Raw genomic sequence first — 17,413 nt, forward strand, 5'->3', positions numbered from 1 at the left:
CCTATTTCCAGCAGGTCGCGGGCTTCACCTGCGAGCCGGTGGCGGGCGAGCTGACCTACGGGCTCGAGCGGCTTGCGATGTATATCCAGGGCGTCGACAACGTCTACGACCTCAACTTCAACGGCCGCGAGGGCGCCGACAAGGTGACCTATGGCGATGTCTTCTTGCAGGCCGAGCAGGAATATTCGCGGCATAATTTCGAATATGCCGACACCGAGATGCTGAAGCGCCATTTCGAGGATGCCGAGCGCGAATGCCGGGCGCTGCTCGATGCCGGGGCGCCGGGCGGCGAGGGGGCCGCCCACCGGCTGGCGCTGCCCGCCTACGATCAGTGCATCAAGGCGAGCCACGCCTTCAACCTGCTCGACGCACGCGGCGTCATCGCGGTCACCGAGCGCCAGAGCTACATCCTGCGCGTCCGCGAGCTCGCCAAGGCCTGCGGCGCGGCATGGCTGGCGACCGAGGGCGGGGGCGGGATCCCCGATGCGGTGCCGGCGTGATCTCCGCGAAGATTACCGGCCAGGCGCCGATCCTCTTCGTCAGCGACATCGGCGCGAGCGTCGCCTATTGGGTCGACAAGGTCGGCTTCACCGCGATCGGCCTCTACGGCGAGCCCACCGACTTTGCCATCCTCGCCCGCGACACGAGCCACCTGATGCTTGCAGAGGCGCCGGACGGCCATGCGATCCTTCCCCACTGGCGGGTGAGGGACAAGCTGTGGAACGCCTATTTCTGGGTCGATGACGCCCGCGCCATGTATGAGGAGCTCAAGCAGCGCGGGGCGCGGATCGACTACGATCTCGGCGAACAGCCCTATGGCGTGCTCGAATTCGGCATTCAGGACCTCGACGACCAGGACATCGCCTTCGGCGAGGTTCTCGACCGGAGGCCGGAAGGCTGATCCCCGGTTCGCCGGGCAAACGGATTGGCCAGGCGGGGAGTTCGCGAACCGCCCGGCGCGCCACGGCCCACGCGTCTCAAGCTTGAACGGCCTGATCCCCGGCGCTATCTGTGTGACGGGAGGACGACCTCACCAATCCACCAACAGTCCGGGACGGCCCGACTTTATTCATGGAGGGCCGGATGGCCTGGGTTTTTCTGGTCTGCGCGGGACTTCTCGAGGTTGTTTGGGCTTACACGATGAAGCTGTCCCAGGGCTTCTCGCGGGGTGTGCCGACAACGATCACCATCGTCGCCATGATCGGCAGTTTCGGGCTGCTGTCGGCTGCCATGCGCACGCTGCCCCTCGGCACGGCCTATACGATCTGGACAGGCATCGGCGCCGTCGGCGCCTTCGTGGTCGGTATCGTCTTTCTCGACGAGCTGGTGAGTCCCATGCGCGTGGTCGCGGCCCTCCTGATCGTCTGCGGCCTTCTGCTGATGAAGCTCTCGACAAACGCCTGAGCGCCGCTGTCATTCCTCGGATCGACGGCGAGGGCGCGGTTTCCGAAAGAAACCCCGCGCCTCTACGCATCGGGGGCCGCGGGTGGCTTGTTGATCAAGCCGCAACCGGCCAGGACAGGCGCCGCTCCGCGGATAGGTGACAATCGGATGGTGGCTTGCTATGGCCTCGCCACCGCTTTTCCAACGTTTCCTCCGATAGATGCCTGACCTTCTTCTCGAGCTGTTCTCCAAGGAAATTCCCGTCCGCCCGCCCGCCCGCAGCGCCGCCGGCGCGAGGACGTGCAATGCGACGAAGGCGGCATGCGGGCGGGACCACGCCAATGCCTGACCTTTTGCTCGAACTCTTCTCCGAGGAAATACCCGCCCGCATGCAGCGCAAGGCGGCGGAGGACCTGCGCAAGCTGGTCACCGATGCGCTGGTCGAGGCCGGGCTGGTCTACGAGGGCGCCAAGGCCTTCGCGACGCCGCGCCGGCTGGCGCTGACCGTCCATGGCGTGCCGGCGCGCTCGCCGGACACCCGCGAGGAGCGCAAGGGCCCGCGTGTCGGCGCGCCCGAAAAGGCGATCGAGGGGTTCCTCCGCGCGGCGGGTCTTTCGTCGATCGACGAGGCGACGATCCGGCCCGACAAGAAGGGCGACGTCTATGTCGCGGTGATCGAAAAGCCCGGCCGCGCGGCCGAGGCGGTGATCGCCGAGATCGTGCCGAAGGTGGTGCGCGGCTTCCCGTGGCCGAAGTCGATGCGCTGGGGGCCACGCTCCGCGCGCCACGGTGCGTTCGGCGACGGATTCAGCTCGGCCTTCGATACCGGCTCGCTCAAATGGGTACGCCCGCTCCATTCCATCCTCTGCGTCTTCGGCCCGGAGACCGCCGAGACCGAGGTCGTGCCCTTCGACATCGACGGCATCCACTCCGGCGACACCACCCACGGCCACCGCTTCATGGCGCCGGAGGCGATCACGGTCAGGCGCTTCGACGACTATGCGCCGAAGCTGGAAAAAGCGAAGGTCGTGCTCGATGCGGACCGGCGGAAGGAGATCATCCTCGCCGACGCGCGCGACCGGGCGCTGGCGCTCGGGCTGGAGCTTGTCGAGGACGAGGGGCTCCTCGAGGAGGTCGCCGGGCTGGTCGAATGGCCGGTGGTGCTGGTCGGTTCCTTCGACGGGGACTTCCTCGAGATTCCGCCTGAGGTGATCCGCGCCACGATCCGCGCCAACCAGAAGTGTTTTGTCCTCCGGAACCCGTCCTCCGGTGCGTCCTTCGAGGCTTCGCTCCGCGAAGCGCCTCAGGATGGCGAGGGGGGGGCTAGCGACGAAGGCGCGGGGGCCGGGAATTCACCGCGCCATCCTGAGGTGCTGCCGAAGGCGGCCTCGAAGGACGCACAACGTAACGACCTCGCCAACCGCTTCATCATGGTCGCCAATATCGAGGCGCCGGACGGCGGCAAGGCGATCGTCGCCGGCAACGAGCGGGTGATCCGCGCCCGCCTGTCCGACGCCGGCCACTTCTGGCAGACCGACCGCGCGCCGCTGCCCGGCTACCAGCAGGCAAGCGACAGGCCGCTCGACCAGCGCCTCGCCAAGCTCAAGGCGCAGGACATCGTCTTCCACGAGAAGCTCGGGACGCAAGGGGCGCGCGTCGCGCGGATCGCCCGGCTTGCCCGCGAGATCGCGCCGCTGGTCGGCGCCGACCCGGACAAGGCGGAGCGGGCCGCGATGCTCGCCAAGGCCGACCTCGTCACCGAGATGGTCGGCGAGTTTCCCGAGCTCCAGGGGCTGATGGGCCGCTATTATGCGGAAGCGCAAGGGGAAGACCCGTCGGTCGCGGTCGCGATCGAGGAGCATTACAAGCCGGTCGGTCCCTCGGACAGCGTGCCGACGGACCCGGTGGCGGTCGCCGTGGCGCTGGCCGACAAGCTCGATATGCTGGTCGGATTCTGGGCGATCGACGAGAAGCCGACCGGGAGCAAGGACCCCTATGCGCTGCGTCGGGCGGCGCTTGGCGTGATCCGGATCGTGCTGGAGAGGGAGCTGAGACTCGACCTCTGGAAGCCGCTGTCGAACGCGATCGTCGCCTATTACGAACAGGGCAATCCGAATGTGATCTCCGCCATCGATGCGTGGATCGAGGAGGCCATTCATCCCGACGACGAGAGCAGCCATGTCGCGCATGTGACCGGCGCCTTCGGGGTCTCCGGCCTTCAGGATTTCTTCCGCGACCGCCTCCAGGTCCAGTTGCGCCAGGATGGCGCCCGGCACGACCTGGTCGAGGCGGTCTTTGCTCTTCCGCACCAGCGCGACCTCCTCCTCATTGTCCGGCGGGTCGAGGCGCTGGGACGCTTCCTCGACACGGAGGACGGCCGGAACCTGCTTGCCGGTTCGAAGCGCGCCGCCAACATCCTCCGCGAGGAGGAGAAGAAGTCCGGCGAGACCTTCGACGGCGAGGTCGATGCGTCGCGCCTTGTCGAGCCGGAGGAGAAGGCGCTCTACGAGGCGATCGGCGCCGCGCGCGGCGAGGTCGAGGCGGCGATCGGGCTCGAGGATTTCGACGATGCGATGCGGGCGCTGGCGCGTCTTCGCGCGCCGGTCGACCTCTTCTTCGACAAGGTACTGGTCAACGACCCGGATGCCGGCGTCCGCGCCAACCGCCTCCGCCTCCTCAACCTGATCCGCGAGGCGACCCGCGCCGTCGCCGATTTCTCCAAGATCGAAGGCTGACCCATGACCAACACCCGGACCGTCCAATCGGTCGGACCCTATGCCCGTGGCGCCGGCCGCTTCGCCCTGATCGTCGGCATCGCGATGATCCTGCTTTGGGCCTGGCTGCTGATCACCGACGACGTGCCGGATCTCGACACCCGTCCGCTGGCGATGTGGTTCCATATCGTCGGCGAGGTGGCGACCGGGATCGTGCTGATCGCATCCGGCTGGGGGCTGCTGACCGGCACGGTCTGGGCGCGCCGGCTCTATCTCGTCGCGATCGGCATGCTGCTGCTTGCCGTCACCCACGCCATTGCCTGGTATGGCGGGCGCGGCGAATTCTGGATGGTCGTCGCCATGGTCATGCTCGCGGTCCTCGGTGTCTTCTTCGCCATCCGCGCCGAGGAGTAGCCGCCGCGCGGGCACCGCGCTCCGCGGGCGACTTCGCAGATATGTCGTCGGCGTTGCGGCATTATCGCCTCCCTGATTCGCCTGTCGGCGAATCCAAGCCAGGAGGCAGCCTTGGACTTCAACATCGTGACGATTCAGCCGCTGGTGGCGCTGATCGCCGGCATTCTGATCCTGATCATGCCGCGTATCCTGAACTTCATCGTGGCGATCTACCTGATCTTTGTCGGCGTGACCGGCCTGTGGCCGAACCTGCTGCACGGCGGCTGATCAGGCCCCGGCAACCCGGTTCGCGATCCGGCTGGCCGCGATCGCATCCGGAGCCGCGCACACCACGCCCAACCCTCCCGCAAGGGGAGGGCTGGCCGATGTCACATTACGGGGATCGTGCCCGGCCATGTGCCGGCCGGCCGTGATTCCAGGCTCTAGCCGATCTCGACCACCAGCCGTCCGCGCACCTTGCCTTCGAGGATGTCGCGGGCGGCGTTCTCGAGGCCGCTGAAGGGAATGGTGGTGGTCATCGCCGCCAGCTTGTCGCGGTCGAGGTCGGTTTCGAGCCGCGACCAGGCCTCGATCCGCCGCGGCTTCGGCTGGTAGACCGAGTCGATGCCGACCAGCGAGACGCCGCGCAGGATGAACGGCGCCACCGAGGTCGGCAGGTCCATGCCGCCGGCATTGCCGCAGGCGGCGACCGCGCCGCCGCGCCGGGTCATCGACAGCACATTGGCGAGCGTGTTGCCGCCGACCGCGTCGATGCCGCCGGCCCAGCGCTCCTTGCCGAGCAGCTTGGCGGGTTCCGAAAGCTCGGCACGGTCGATGATCTCGCCGGCACCGATGCTGGCGAGGTATTCGTGCTCGTGCTCGCGGCCGGTGACGGCGATCACCTGGTAGCCGAGCCGCGACAGCAGCGAGATCGCCATCGACCCGACGCCGCCGGCCGCCCCGGTGACGACCACCGGGCCGGAATCGAAGGCGACGCCCTGACGCTCCAGCGCCATCACCGCCAGCATCGCCGTATAGCCGGCGGTGCCGATCGCCATCGTCTCGGCGGCGGTGAAGCCCTCCGGCTGCGGGATCAGCCAGTCGCCGCTGACCCGTGCCATCTGGCTGTAGGCGCCGAGGTGGGTCTCGCCGAGCCCCCAGCCATTGAGCAGCACCCTGTCTCCGGGCGCGAAATCGGGATGGGTCGAGGCCTCGACCACGCCCGCGAAGTCGATGCCGGGGATCATCGGGAAACGGCGGACGACAGGCAGCTTGCCGGTAATGGCCAGTCCGTCCTTGTAGTTGACGGTCGAATAGTCGACGCGCACGTCGACGTCGCCCTCCATCAGGTCGGCGGGGGTCAGCGTCGTTTCGGCGACCGACTGCTTCTTGGTCGTCTCGTCGCGGGTGATGAGCAGGGCCTTGAACGTTTCCACGGTATCTCCGGCGGTTGGGCTTGGGCGGTGTGCCTGTCTCCCCGGAACAAAGCACATCGCCGCCGCCGATGCAGCCTTCCAGTCGATCAGGGGATCAGCCGATCAGCCGGGGAGGGCGAGTTCCGCCTCGAGGCCGTTTTCGCCGTTGCGAAGCGTAAACCGGCCCGACCACGCCTCGGCGATGTCGCGGACGATGGCGAGGCCGAGCCCCGCGCCGTCGCCCATCCGGTCGAGGCGCGTGCCGCGGGCGAGCGCCTCGCCGAGTCGTTCCTCGGGAATGCCGGGCCCGTCGTCGGCGATGGTGATGACGGTGAGATCGCCCTTGTGTTCCGCGCCGATGGCGACGGCGGTCCGGGCATGACGGGCGGCATTCTCGACGAGGTTGCCAAGCGCTTCGGCAAGGTCGTCGGCGTCGATCCGCGCGGTCGTTCCGGGAGGGATGTCGGGCGTCCAGTCCAGCCTGGCGCCGTTCGGCGTCCGGGTGATGACCGCGAGCACGCGCCGCGTCACCTCCGCGACATCGGCACGGGCGTCGGGCGTTCCGGCAGCGGTCCGAGCCCGTGCCAGTTCCCGGTCGACATGGCGGCGCATCGTCGCCGCGACCTCCTCGATCTCGCCGGCGATCGCCGCCTCTCCCTTTTCCCGCAACCGGTCGACGTCGCCGGACAGGACCTGGAGCGGCGTCTTGAGCCCATGGGCAAGGTCGCTGGCGCGGGCGCGGGCGCGGTCGACCTGCGCCTCGCGGGCGTCGAGCAGCGCATCGACTTCGGCGGCGAGCGGCTGGATCTCGTTCGGGAAGGCCTTGCCGAGGCGCCGCGCCTCGCCGCCGCGGATCGCCGCCAGCCGCCGCTGGACCGTTGCGAGGGGGCGGAGGCCGACCGTCACCTGGGCGTAGGTGGCGAGGATCAGGAAGAGGGCGATCACGGCGAGATAGGGGAAGAGATCGACCGCGAAGGCCCGGGTCGCGGACCGCAGCTCCGCCGAATCGATGGCGACCGCGGCGCGCAGCGTCCCCCCGCCGAGCCGCTCGGGCAGCGTGACGTTGCGCTCCAGCGCAAGCAGCTCGGTCCCTGCCGGTCCGGGGATGTCGTGCTGGTGCCGTTCGCCGCCAGCCAGCTCGTCTTCGGGAAGGACCAGCGTCTCGTCCCACAGCGAGCGCGAGCGCAGCAGCGTATCGCCCACCTGCATCTGCCAGTAGAGACCGGATAGAGGCCGTTCGAACCGCGGATCGGAGCGCCGGTCGGCTTCCGCGAGCCGGCCATTCGGGCCGATGTCGAGGCCGGCGACGATGCGGTCGAGATAAAGGCCAAGCTCCGCGACCACGCGCCGCTCGACATGCCGCTCGAAAAGGACGGGCAGCCCGATCGCCGAGAGAGCCAGTGCCACGAGGATCGAGACCGTCCCGGCGAGCAGCAGCCGGAGCCTCAGCGATCCGCGGTTCATGCGGCGTCCGCGTCGATCGTGTAGCCGAAGCCCCGGCGCGTCTCGATCGATCGCGGTCCGAGCTTCTTGCGCAGGCGCGCGACCAGGGCCTCGAGCGCATTCGCCTCGCGCCCGTCGTCGGTGCCGTAGAGATGCTCGAGCAGTTCGGGGGCCGGCACGGTCCGGTCGTGATGATGGATGAGATAGGCGACCAGGCGGTATTCGAGGGGTGTCAGGTTGACCGGCACGCCGCCGGCGGTAACCCGCATCTGTCGCGTATCGAGGGTCAGCCGGCCCGCCGATATGACCGGGCCGCCGTGGCCGGCGGAGCGGCGGATCAGGGCGCGGGCGCGGGCGACGAGCTCCTCCATGTGAAACGGCTTGGGGAGGTAGTCGTCGGCGCCGGCATCGATCCCCTCGACGCGCTCCGACCAGGCACCGCGCGCGGTGAGGACAAGCACCGGGATGGTGCGGCCGGCGGCGCGCCAGCGCTTCAGCACCGCGAGCCCGTCCATCTTCGGCAGGCCGAGGTCGAGGACGATCAGGTCGTAGTCTTCGGTGTCGCCGAGGAACCATGCTTCCTCGCCGTCTTCTGTCGTCTCGACGACATAGCCGGCATTCCTCAGCGTCGCCCCGACGTCGGCGGCGATCCGTTTCTCGTCCTCGACGACCAGCACGCGCATCAGTCTCCGCCGCTCCCGATGATCGAGCCGGTTTTCGCGTCGACATAGACCTCACGGAGCTCGCCCGACGGCATGATCACCTTGAATTCATAGACGTACTCTCCGCCCTCGTGTTCGAATTCGATACCGACGACCTCGCCGCCGACCGCGTCGCGGGTTCGCGCCAGGATATCGGCGAGCGGCAGGACGCTGCCCTGTTCGACGGCATGGCGGGCCTGGTCGTGATCGTCGTCGATCACCTCGCCGCCGTCCCCGGCGGCGGCGGGCGCCGCGAAGGCGGCCAGAAGGGGAAACGCCAGGGCGAGGCGCGTCCGGCGGTGTCTAGAGCTCATAACCCTCAAGATTAGCTCACTTCGGCTGACGCGTCGCTGACAGGGACGATCAGACCGGCGTCAGTGCCGGCGCGCCATCATCGCCATCACCGAACGGCATCCGCCGGACCGGACAATGGTAACAGGATGGAGATGATACCGATGCCCAAATTCCAGGTAGTGCCCCTTGTCGCCCTCGCCTTCACCGTGGCCGCCGGCGCCGCCCTTGCCATCGAGGACGGCAACGCCATCTCGAAGCCCGCCGGCGAAGGCGAGGCGATGACCAAGGCGCAGGACGAGCAGCCGCTCCTCGACAAGAGCGCCGACGCCGTGCCGGCCAGGGCCGGCGACAATGTCGACGAGCTCTTCGCGGCCGACGCCGGCGGGCCCCGCATCAAGTTGCGGGACGATGGTGAGGACGACGAGCATTTCGAAGGCGACTCGGACGACTGACATGGCAGCTTCCGTCGACGAAACCGTGGCCGGCGGTGACGCGCCGCCGGCTCCGGTCGCCCATGCACCGGAAGCACGGACCGTGCTGGTCTGGGACCTGCTTGTCCGTGTCTTCCACTGGTCGCTGGTGGCCGCCTTCGGGCTCGCCTGGGCCACGGCCGAGGAGGCACAAGGTCTCCACGAGGCCATCGGCTATGTCATCATCGCCCTGCTCGTGGTCCGACTGGTCTGGGGGATTGTCGGCAGCGCCCATGCCCGCTTCGCCGATTTCGTCCACCGCCCGTCGACCGTCATCGCCTATCTCCGCGATGCCATGCGTTTCCGGGCACGTCGCTATGTCGGCCACAACCCGGCGGGCGGCGCGATGGTGATCGTCCTGCTGGCGATGATGGCCACCATCTGCGCGACCGGCCTGATGATGACCACCGATGCCTTCCACGGGGTCCGCTGGGTACGGGGCGCGCACGAGCTCGCGGTCAACCTGGCCGTCATTCTGATCGGGCTCCATCTCGCGGGGGTCTTGTTCGCGAGCGTCGAGCACCGGGAAAACCTGGTCAAGGCAATGGTCACCGGGCGCAAGCGCCGCTGAGCGTCCGTTGATCGAAGGTCGCCGGAGGCACTGCGCCCCTTTGCTTCCGGCGGCCGGCATCGCGCCATCCTACTCCGCGGCTTCCGCGGCATCCGTATATCCGGCGAGCTTGCCGCCGATGACATAGCGCAGGATCGCCACCACCTGTTCCGGCGTCTCCGCGACGGCCAGCGCCGCGGCGTCGACCTCCTTCAGCGCATGCTGGTGCTCCGGCGGATGCAGCACGACGATCGGTTTGCCAAGGGCCGCCGCATAGCCGGCGTCGAAGGCCGCGTTCCACTGCTTGTACTTGTCGCCGAAGCGGACCACGACGATGTCGGCCCCCTCGATCATCGTCCGGGTGCGGATGGCGTTCAGCTTCGCGCCCTTGTTGTCGTGCCAGAACTTGTCCGGCTCGGCGCCGAGGATCGCGACGCCGCAGTCGTCCGATGCCTCGTGGCTGGTGACCGGCGCGGCGAAGCGGACGTCGAGGCCAGCGGCTTCGGCGCCCGCCGCGATGGTCTCGCGCCAGTCGGTATGGATCTCGCCGGAGAGATAGACGGTCCAGGTCATGGATGGGGCTCCTTGGTCGATGGGGCGCCTGTCGCCACCTGTGCGAACGCGCCGGGGATGACCCGGTTTCAATACGCGACCCAGGTCGCATTTGCATTGGGGGGTGCGACACGACTTCCGATTGGACTTTTGCTCCGGTCGTGCTTATATCGTCGTCGTGACACTATGTATGACCGGCTTCGGCCGGTAATTTAAGGCCCACTTAATGCTCAATATGAGCATAAAGTGGGAAAGGAGAAACGGCGATGACCGAAGTCCAGACCACCACCAGCAGGGAGCGGCGGAACGCCGTGCGCCTCGCGGATAGGTTCGAGCCGCTCGAAATGCCCGAGCTCGAATATACCGACGCGGTCGCGCGCGAGACGGAGCCACTCTACCAGAAGGTGAAGGACGTCATCCCGGCGATCGAATGGCCGGTCATGGCGCCGTATGTCAAGGCGATCAACGACCTGAAGAAACAGCGCAACGCGGTCATCCTGGCGCATAATTACCAGACGCCTGAGATTTTCCACTGCGTGGCCGATATCGTCGGCGACTCGCTGCAGCTCGCCCAGCAGGCGGCCAGGGCGGACGCCGACATCATCGTCCAGTGCGGCGTCCACTTCATGGCCGAGACCTCGAAGCTGCTCAATCCCGACAAGCTGGTGCTGATCCCCGACATGCAGGCGGGCTGTTCGCTGGCCGCGTCCATCACCGGCGCCGACGTCCGGCTGCTGCGCGAGCGCCATCCCGGCGTGCCGGTGGTGACCTACGTCAACACCTCGGCCGAGGTGAAGGCGGAGAGCGACATCTGCTGCACCTCCTCCAACGCCATCCAGGTCGTCGAGAGCTTCGGCAAGGACACCGTGCTCTGCATCCCCGACGAGTATCTCGCCAAGTATGTGGCGACCAAGACCGACGTGAGGATTCTCACCTGGAAGGGCCATTGCGAGGTCCATGAGCGCTTCACCGCCGACGAGTTGCTGGCCTATAAGGAGGCTAATCCCGGCCTCGAGATCATCGCCCATCCGGAGTGTCCGCCCGAGGTCATCACGGTCGCGGACTTCACCGGCTCCACCTCCGGCATGATCGGCTATGTCCGGGACAACAAGCCGGCCAAGGCGCTGCTCGTCACCGAATGCTCGATGGCGTCGAATATCGCGGCCGACCTGCCCGGCGTCGACTTCATCCGGCCGTGCAACCTCTGCCCGCACATGAAGCGGATCACCCTGCCCAAGATCCTCGACAGCCTGGTCGAGCTCAAGGAAGAGGTCACCGTCGACCCGCTGGTCGCCGACCGCGCCCGGCTCGCCGTCGAGAGGATGGTCAACCTCAAGAGCTGAGGCTCTTCGCCCGACCCGTTGCCGAGCCGGGCCTGCCTGCGGCGACTGGAACCGGTGTGGCCAGTCGAAGCGATCCGAGACGTCACCGGACAAGAAACTGGCCTGAGGCCCGGGGAGGGCGACCATGAATATCCATTCTCGCGAGCAGGGCGCCTGGACGTCCGACGATGTCATCGTCGTCGGTGGCGGACTGGCGGGGCTGTTCTGCGCCCTGCGGCTGGCGCCGCGCCGGGTCAGCATCCTGGCTACCGCGCCGATCGGCCAGGGGGCATCCTCGGCCTGGGCGCAGGGCGGTATCGCCGCCGCCATCTCGCCGGGCGATTCGATCGAAAGCCACCTTGCCGACACCATCGCCGCCGGTGCCGGCACCGTGGACGAGGCGATCGCCCGGCTGATGGTCTCGGATGCCGCCGAACGGGTCCATGACCTGCTCGAATACGGGGTCCCCTTCGATCGCGATCTCGCCGGCGAGCTGCTGATGTCGCGCGAGGCGGCGCATAGCGAGCGCCGCGTCGTCCACGTCAAGGGCGACATGGCCGGCGCGGCGATCATGACGGCGCTGGTCGACGCGGTGCGCAAGACGCCCTCGATCCGGCTGATCGAGGGCTATGTCGGCGAAAGCATCACCACCGGGGACGGGCAGGTCTCCGGCATCGTCGCGCGCCCGCGCGGCGGTGGCCAGCCCGTCCATTTCCCGGCCCGGGCGATCGTCCTCGCCACCGGCGGCATCGGCCATCTCTATGCCGTGACCACCAACCCGCCGGAATCGGAGGGCGCCGGCGTCGGCATGGCGGCGCGGGCAGGCGCCGTGATCGGCGATCCCGAATTCGTCCAGTTCCACCCGACCGCGATCGCCGTCGGCCGCGATCCGGCGCCGCTCGCCACCGAGGCGCTGCGCGGCGAAGGCGCGACCCTGGTCAATTCCGACGGGACGCGCTTCATGCCGGCGATCGACCCGCTCGCCGAACTCGCGCCGCGCGATGTCGTCGCGCGCGCCATCCACAACGAGATCGCCGCCGGTCGCGGCGCCTTCCTCGATTGCACCGAGGCGATCGGCGCGGAATTTCCCGAAAAATTCCCGACCGTCTATGGCTATTGCCGGGACGCCGGCATCGACCCCGTCCGCGAGCCGATCCCGGTCGCCCCGGCCGAGCATTTCCACATGGGCGGGGTGCTGACCGACGCCCGGGGCCGCTCGACGCTCGACGGGCTGTGGGCCTGCGGCGAGACCACCTCGACCGGAGCCCACGGCGCCAACCGTCTCGCCTCCAATTCGCTGCTCGAGGCGGTGGTCTTCTCCGCCCGTGCCGCCGACGATATCCGCGCGCGCTACCCGGACAGCGAGGAGATGCATCCGGTCCCGGCCGAAGGTGCGGCCGACGATCAGGGGCCGGATGGCGCGGCGGTCGCCCGCCTTCGCCAGACGATGACCCGCGACGTCGGCGTCGTCCGCGACCGGGCCGGCCTGGTCCGGGCGCTGGCGACGATTGCCGAGCTTGAGAATGGAAACCGGTCGATCCGCTTCGGCAACATGCTGACGACGGCGAAGCTGATCGCGGCGGCCGCCCTTGCCCGGACCGAGAGCCGCGGCGGCCACGAGCGCTCGGACTATCCGGAGAGCGCCGATGTCTGGCGCCACCGGACCTTCATCACCCTCGATGAGGCCGAGGGGATCGCCGCCGAGGCGCTCCCGGCCGAGACCGCGGTCTGCGACTGACGCGGCCGCAACCGATCGCAACCGGAGCCCCGCGATGACCGACCTGCCCGACCTGCCGCGGCTTCTCGTCGCCGACGCCGTTCGCGCCGCGCTGAAAGAGGATCTCGGCCGGGCGGGCGACATCACCTCCGACGCCACGATTCCGGCCGACGTTCCGGCGCGGGCGGTGATCGCGTCGCGCAGGCCCGGCGTGCTTGCCGGCCTGGCACTGGCCGAATGCGCTTTCCGCGAGGTCGATCCCGCGGTGGGTTTCGTCGCGCTCCGCCGTGACGGGGACCGGCTGAAACGGCGCGACGTCGTCGCCGAGATCGAGGGGCCGGCGCGTGCCATTCTCGGCGGCGAGCGCGTGGCGCTCAATTTCCTGTGCCACCTGTCGGGCGTCGCCACGGCGACGCGGGAGCTGGTCGACAAGGTCGCGCATACCGGGGCGAAGGTATGCGACACGCGCAAGACGCTGCCGGGCCTCCGCGCCTTCGAGAAATATGCGGTGCGCTGCGGCGGCGGCGCCAACCACCGCTACGGCCTCGATGACGCGATCCTGATCAAGGACAATCACATCGCCGTTGCCGGGGGCGTCGCCGCCGCCATCGAGGCGGCGCGCGCCTTCGCCGGGCATCTGGTCAAGGTCGAGGTCGAGGTCGACACGCTCGATCAGCTCCGCGAGGCGATGGCCGCCGGTCCGGATGCCGTCCTCCTCGACAATATGACACCGGACGAGCTCCGGCAGGCGGTGAGGATCATCGGCGGCCGGGCGATCGCCGAGGCATCGGGCAATGTCACGGCGAAGACCGTCGCGGCTATTGCCGAGGCGGGCGTCGACCGGATCTCCTCGGGGTGGATCACCCACTCCGCGCCGTCGCTCGATCTCGGGCTCGATATCGCGATCGGCTGAGCAGCCGCACCAGTCATCCTGCCGGGGCGGCTCACGTCGAAGCGACGAGAATCCGCAAATCCGCCTCGATTTTCTGGAGCGCGGCCTCGGGTTCGATGTGCCGCTGCAGCGCGGCGTGGACCGTATTGCCGACGATCTCGTTGGCCGCCATCCCCGCGCCCGAGAAGGGGCGCTCGAGCCTTGCGACCGCGCGTGACGCGCGGACGGTCTGCAGGAGGTCGTCGCGGAAGGCGCGATCGAAAGCCGCCGAATAGAGGACGGGAAGCGAGGCGGCCTCGACGGCGGCGCTGCGCTCGCCGTCCTCGATCAACTGGGCATCCGACGTCAGGAATCGCGCCAGCGCCCAGGCTTCCTCCGCCATGTCCGAGCCGATCGGTATCGCCCATGGCGGCGTATAGAGGTTCGGCGCGCGCCCCGCCGGGCCGGCCGGCACGATGGCGACGCCGGCCTTGTCGGCAAGTTCGGGCACGTTCGCCAGCACATGGGCATATTCCATGCCGACGTCCATGATCATCCCGACACGGCCGCTGGCGAAGTCACGCCGCATCTCGACGAAGCTGATCCCGCCCTGGTCCGGTGGGCAGGCCGACCACAGGATATCGAGATAGGTCGCGAGCGCCGCCCGGTGTGCGTCGGTGATCCCGGCCACCGCCTTGTCGCCGTCGAGCCATCGCGCGCCATGGGATCCGAGAAAGGAGCCGATGGTCCACACCGCATGGCCGCCGCCCGGCGCTCCGCGCGTCTCGAAGCCGTAGAATTCGCGCCCCTCGTCGCGGCGGACGGCGTCCTGAAGCGTGGTGGCGACGCCTTTCAGCTCCTCCCAGCTATCCGGTATGTCGAGGCCGTAGCGATCGAAGAGGTCGCGCCGGTAGAGCAGCATGCTCGAGACGTTGATGCAGGGCAGGCCGAGAACCGCCCCGTCGCGCATCACGGCGCCGCGGGTTGCCTCGGTGACAGCGCCGAGGCTCACGCCGTCGCGCTTCATCAGCGGCGCGAGATCGACGACGCGTCCCTGTCGCGCCATGTCCTGGAGGATGATCTCGTCGCAGCAGATCAGGTCATAGGCCGGCTGGTCCGACGAGAAGGAGCCGAGCATCTGCTCGAACATGTGCTCGATCGTGCCGACGCCGACGCTGTCCCAGCTCAGCTCCGCGCGGATGCCGGTCTCCGCCTGGAAGCGGGCGAGCGCGGCCGGCAGGTTCTGGAACGGGAACCACTCTTCCTGGTAGACGCGAAGGACGCCATTGCCCATGACCGTCGGTCACTCCGCCACGCGATGGATGGCAGAACAGACCACGGGGTCGGTCCGGTGGCAAGCGGGGCGGGAAGGGCCTCTATCGTCCCGGCGCGCTGGCCGGAGCGTCAGCTCCAGCCGCCGTTGCGGGTGTTGTAGAAGATATGGCGGCCGATCTTGTCGGTCCGGGTCATGTGACGGGCCCAGCGGGGCCGCACATAGGTCGCATGGTAATGGGTGGCCGAGCCGACCTCGGCGATGAAGGTATCGGCCTGGTCCTCGACCATTCGCTTGGCGATGTCCTGCGCCTTCTTCCACGAGCCCATGTCGGTGATCCGCTCCGGCCGGCCGTCGCAGGCGAAGGAGAACTGGCAGCGGTTCCGGCGGCTCTTGTTCTGGAAGACGACGCCGCAGATGGTGTTGGGATAGGCCGGGTTCTTCAGGCGGTTAAGCACCACCTGGGCGACCGCGACCTGGCCCTCCTCGGGCTCGCCGCGGGCCTCGAAATAGATGGCCGTGGCAAGACATTTGAGTTCGCTCGCCGAGTCGGCGCTCGCCGGCAGCGGCTTGTTGACCCAGGCATGCGTCGCCGGGGCGTTCGGGATCATGACGCTCTGATTGAGCGAGCCTTTGGCGATCACCGCGTCGAACGGTGCGCTGGTGACCGGTCCGGTGGCCTCGGCATAGGCGACGATGACGCCGCCGGTGGTCTTTTCACCGACCTTGCCGGCCGGGCCGTCCGCCGGCCCCCTGGGCCGCGCCTTCGGCGTCACGCCGGAGGCGTCGGCCGGCATCGCCGCGGCGACGGCCACCGGTTTCTCCAGCCGGACAAAGGCCATTTTCGGAAGGGCGGACCCCGTCTCGATCGGATCGAAGAGGCTGACGGTCTTGATGTAGCCGGCGCTGATATCCTCGGGCCGCAGCACCAGCAGGTCGCCTTTCCCGGTCCGGTTGATGGCGTGGCGGGAGATTGTGCCTACCGCGGCGCCCAGCCTCGCCGGGCCGGTCGCGGCGGCGAGATTCATGCCGGTAGACGCGTTCGCCGGAAGCAGGTTGGCGACTTCGGTTGTCGAGAAGGTCAATGCCAGTCCGGCCAGGAAAAGGCGGATGGACATTGTCGGCTTTGACGGTCTCGGCCGCCTCGTCGATCGAACCATTGCCGCGATAACTCCACCCACGCAACTCGTGTCGCCGTTGCGGCGATGGCTGCTTGCGCATCGCGACGACACACCCCAATCGCTTCGGTTATGAGGGGTTAACCTTGAAGAGCGGTTAACGCGGACGATTCGATTCAATTTCCATGTAAAAAGCCGAAGATGTCCGGCCGTGAATATTTCGCGGCCGGTCTCGTGTCAGCGTGAGCGCAGCGCCGCCTGTGCCGCGGCGAGGCGGGCGATCGGTACCCGGAAGGGCGAGCAGGACACGTAGTCGAGTCCGACCTCCTCGCAGAAGGCGATCGTCGCCGGGTCGCCGCCATGCTCGCCGCAGATGCCGAGCTTGATCTCCGGCCGGGTGTCGCGACCCCGCTCGGCGGCGATCTGGATCAGCTCGCCGACGCCGTCGCGATCGAGCGTCACGAACGGATCATTGGGCAGGATGCCGGTCGTCGTATAGGTGCCGAGCAGTGCCGAGGTGTCGTCGCGCGACAGGCCGAAGGTGGTCTGGGTCAGGTCGTTCGTACCGAAGGAGAAGAACTCCGCCGACCGGGCGATGGCATCGGCCTGCAGCGCCGCCCGCGGCAGCTCGATCATCGTACCGACCGTGTAGACCGGGCGCTTGCCGCGCTCCCGGGCGACATCGTCGGCCGCCTTCTCGATCATTTCGCGTACCCGCTCCAGCTCGGTCGCCATCGCGACCAGCGGCACCATGATCTCCGGCGTGACGGTTTCGCCGGATCCGGCCTCGACATCGGCCGCCGCCTCGAAGATCGCCCGCGCCTGGGTTTCGGCGATCTCCGGATAGGAGATGGCGAGGCGGCAGCCGCGATGGCCGAGCATCGGGTTGAACTCATGCAGGGCGAGGGCGCGCTCGCGCAGCTTCTCGGGCTCGACGTCCATCGCCCGGGCGACCTCCGCGAGTTCCTCGTCGGTATGCGGCAGGAACTCGTGAAGCGGCGGATCGAGCAGCCGGATCGTCACCGGCAGCCCCTTCATGATCTCGAACAGGGAGGTGAAGTCCGAGCGCTGCATCGGCAGCAGCTTGGCGAGCGCCGTCCGCCGGCCGATCTCGTCGCCAGCGAGGATCATCTCACGCACCGCGACGATGCGTTCCTCCTGGAAGAACATGTGCTCGGTACGGCAGAGCCCGATGCC

Annotated in this window: 19 protein-coding genes; 11 read left to right on the plus strand and 8 right to left on the minus strand. The window is 68.3% G+C overall.

The genetic code is table 11. From position 1 onward, the window contains the following. The 6 genes from KDJ86_RS03690 to KDJ86_RS03715 form a co-directional block, all read left to right on the plus strand. Positions 1 to 500, plus strand: a 500-nt coding sequence (locus tag KDJ86_RS03690) for a glycine--tRNA ligase subunit alpha (RefSeq protein ID WP_291743083.1), incomplete at its 5' end; no start/stop codon positions are given. Beyond that, complete coding sequence (locus KDJ86_RS03695) at positions 497 to 901, plus strand: VOC family protein (protein WP_291743087.1); 405 nt, start codon at positions 497 to 499, stop codon at positions 899 to 901. The genes KDJ86_RS03690 and KDJ86_RS03695, both read left to right, overlap by 4 nt. 182 nt (positions 902 to 1,083) lie before the next feature. Further along, complete coding sequence (locus KDJ86_RS03700) at positions 1,084 to 1,404, plus strand: DMT family transporter (RefSeq protein ID WP_291743090.1); 321 nt, start codon at positions 1,084 to 1,086, stop codon at positions 1,402 to 1,404. 320 nt (positions 1,405 to 1,724) lie between these two features. After that, on the plus strand, positions 1,725 to 4,118 hold the full coding sequence (glyS, locus tag KDJ86_RS03705; protein ID WP_291743092.1) for a glycine--tRNA ligase subunit beta: 2,394 nt from the start codon (positions 1,725 to 1,727) through the stop codon (positions 4,116 to 4,118). A gap of 3 nt (positions 4,119 to 4,121) precedes the next feature. Then, on the plus strand, positions 4,122 to 4,511 hold the full coding sequence (locus KDJ86_RS03710) for a DUF8058 family membrane protein (protein WP_291743094.1): 390 nt from the start codon (positions 4,122 to 4,124) through the stop codon (positions 4,509 to 4,511). A 111-nt stretch (positions 4,512 to 4,622) separates the two neighbouring features. After that, positions 4,623 to 4,778 (plus strand): DUF3096 domain-containing protein, encoded by a 156-nt coding sequence (locus KDJ86_RS03715; protein ID WP_291743097.1) that lies wholly within the window; start codon positions 4,623 to 4,625, stop codon positions 4,776 to 4,778. A gap of 155 nt (positions 4,779 to 4,933) precedes the next feature. On the opposite strand, the gene acuI is transcribed toward KDJ86_RS03715, so the two are convergent. The 4 genes from acuI to KDJ86_RS03735 form a co-directional block, all read right to left on the minus strand. Continuing rightward, the gene (acuI, locus tag KDJ86_RS03720; RefSeq protein WP_291743100.1) at positions 4,934 to 5,926 is read right to left on the minus strand and encodes an acrylyl-CoA reductase (NADPH); all 993 of its coding nucleotides are present in this window, start codon (positions 5,924 to 5,926) and stop codon (positions 4,934 to 4,936) included. 102 nt (positions 5,927 to 6,028) lie between these two features. Then, on the minus strand, positions 6,029 to 7,369 hold the full coding sequence (locus KDJ86_RS03725) for a sensor histidine kinase (RefSeq protein ID WP_291743102.1): 1,341 nt from the start codon (positions 7,367 to 7,369) through the stop codon (positions 6,029 to 6,031). Beyond that, positions 7,366 to 8,031, minus strand: coding sequence for a response regulator transcription factor (locus KDJ86_RS03730; RefSeq protein ID WP_291743105.1), 666 nt, complete (start codon positions 8,029 to 8,031; stop codon positions 7,366 to 7,368). Before KDJ86_RS03730 ends, KDJ86_RS03725 begins: the two co-directional genes overlap by 4 nt. Further along, positions 8,031 to 8,363, minus strand: coding sequence for a PepSY domain-containing protein (locus KDJ86_RS03735; RefSeq protein ID WP_291743107.1), 333 nt, complete (start codon positions 8,361 to 8,363; stop codon positions 8,031 to 8,033). The genes KDJ86_RS03730 and KDJ86_RS03735 overlap by 1 nt, the downstream gene beginning before the upstream one ends. A 141-nt stretch (positions 8,364 to 8,504) precedes the next feature. Between KDJ86_RS03735 and KDJ86_RS03740 the strand changes: the two genes are divergently transcribed. Continuing rightward, a complete protein-coding gene (locus KDJ86_RS03740; RefSeq protein WP_291743110.1) occupies positions 8,505 to 8,795 on the plus strand; it encodes a hypothetical protein in 291 nt (96 codons plus the stop codon). A 1-nt stretch (position 8,796) separates the two neighbouring features. Continuing rightward, positions 8,797 to 9,384: a cytochrome b/b6 domain-containing protein gene (locus tag KDJ86_RS03745; RefSeq protein WP_291743112.1), complete on the plus strand. Its 588-nt coding sequence runs from the start codon at positions 8,797 to 8,799 to the stop codon at positions 9,382 to 9,384. Between the two features lie 69 nt (positions 9,385 to 9,453). Here the strand turns inward: KDJ86_RS03745 and KDJ86_RS03750 are convergent, their stop codons facing one another. Further along, positions 9,454 to 9,936 carry a YtoQ family protein gene (locus KDJ86_RS03750; RefSeq protein WP_291743115.1) on the minus strand — a complete coding sequence of 161 codons (483 nt, stop codon included), beginning with the start codon at positions 9,934 to 9,936 and terminating at the stop codon, positions 9,454 to 9,456. 245 nt (positions 9,937 to 10,181) lie between these two features. Between KDJ86_RS03750 and nadA the strand changes: the two genes are divergently transcribed. The 3 genes from nadA (at position 10,182) to nadC (ending at position 13,867) form a co-directional block, all read left to right on the plus strand. Then, positions 10,182 to 11,258: a quinolinate synthase NadA gene (gene nadA, locus KDJ86_RS03755; protein WP_291743118.1), complete on the plus strand. Its 1,077-nt coding sequence runs from the start codon at positions 10,182 to 10,184 to the stop codon at positions 11,256 to 11,258. Positions 11,259 to 11,382: 124 nt separating this feature from the next. Continuing rightward, positions 11,383 to 12,975: an L-aspartate oxidase gene (locus KDJ86_RS03760; protein ID WP_291743121.1), complete on the plus strand. Its 1,593-nt coding sequence runs from the start codon at positions 11,383 to 11,385 to the stop codon at positions 12,973 to 12,975. A 34-nt stretch (positions 12,976 to 13,009) separates the two neighbouring features. Beyond that, positions 13,010 to 13,867: a carboxylating nicotinate-nucleotide diphosphorylase gene (gene nadC, locus KDJ86_RS03765; protein WP_291743124.1), complete on the plus strand. Its 858-nt coding sequence runs from the start codon at positions 13,010 to 13,012 to the stop codon at positions 13,865 to 13,867. A gap of 31 nt (positions 13,868 to 13,898) precedes the next feature. Here nadC and KDJ86_RS03770 read toward each other — a convergent pair whose 3' ends face one another. The 3 genes from KDJ86_RS03770 to KDJ86_RS03780 form a co-directional block, all read right to left on the minus strand. Then, positions 13,899 to 15,119, minus strand: a complete 1,221-nt coding sequence (locus KDJ86_RS03770) for an extracellular solute-binding protein (protein ID WP_291743126.1) — start codon at positions 15,117 to 15,119, stop codon at positions 13,899 to 13,901. 110 nt (positions 15,120 to 15,229) lie between these two features. After that, the gene (locus KDJ86_RS03775) at positions 15,230 to 16,216 is read right to left on the minus strand and encodes a cell wall hydrolase (protein ID WP_291743127.1); all 987 of its coding nucleotides are present in this window, start codon (positions 16,214 to 16,216) and stop codon (positions 15,230 to 15,232) included. Between the two features lie 237 nt (positions 16,217 to 16,453). Further along, positions 16,454 to 17,413: putative PEP-binding protein (locus tag KDJ86_RS03780; RefSeq protein ID WP_367116746.1), on the minus strand; the 960-nt coding region annotated here is incomplete at its 5' end.

Origin of the sequence: Bauldia sp. (assembly GCF_020442045.1) — a bacterium.
Classification (GTDB): Bacteria; Pseudomonadota; Alphaproteobacteria; order Rhizobiales; family Kaistiaceae; genus Bauldia.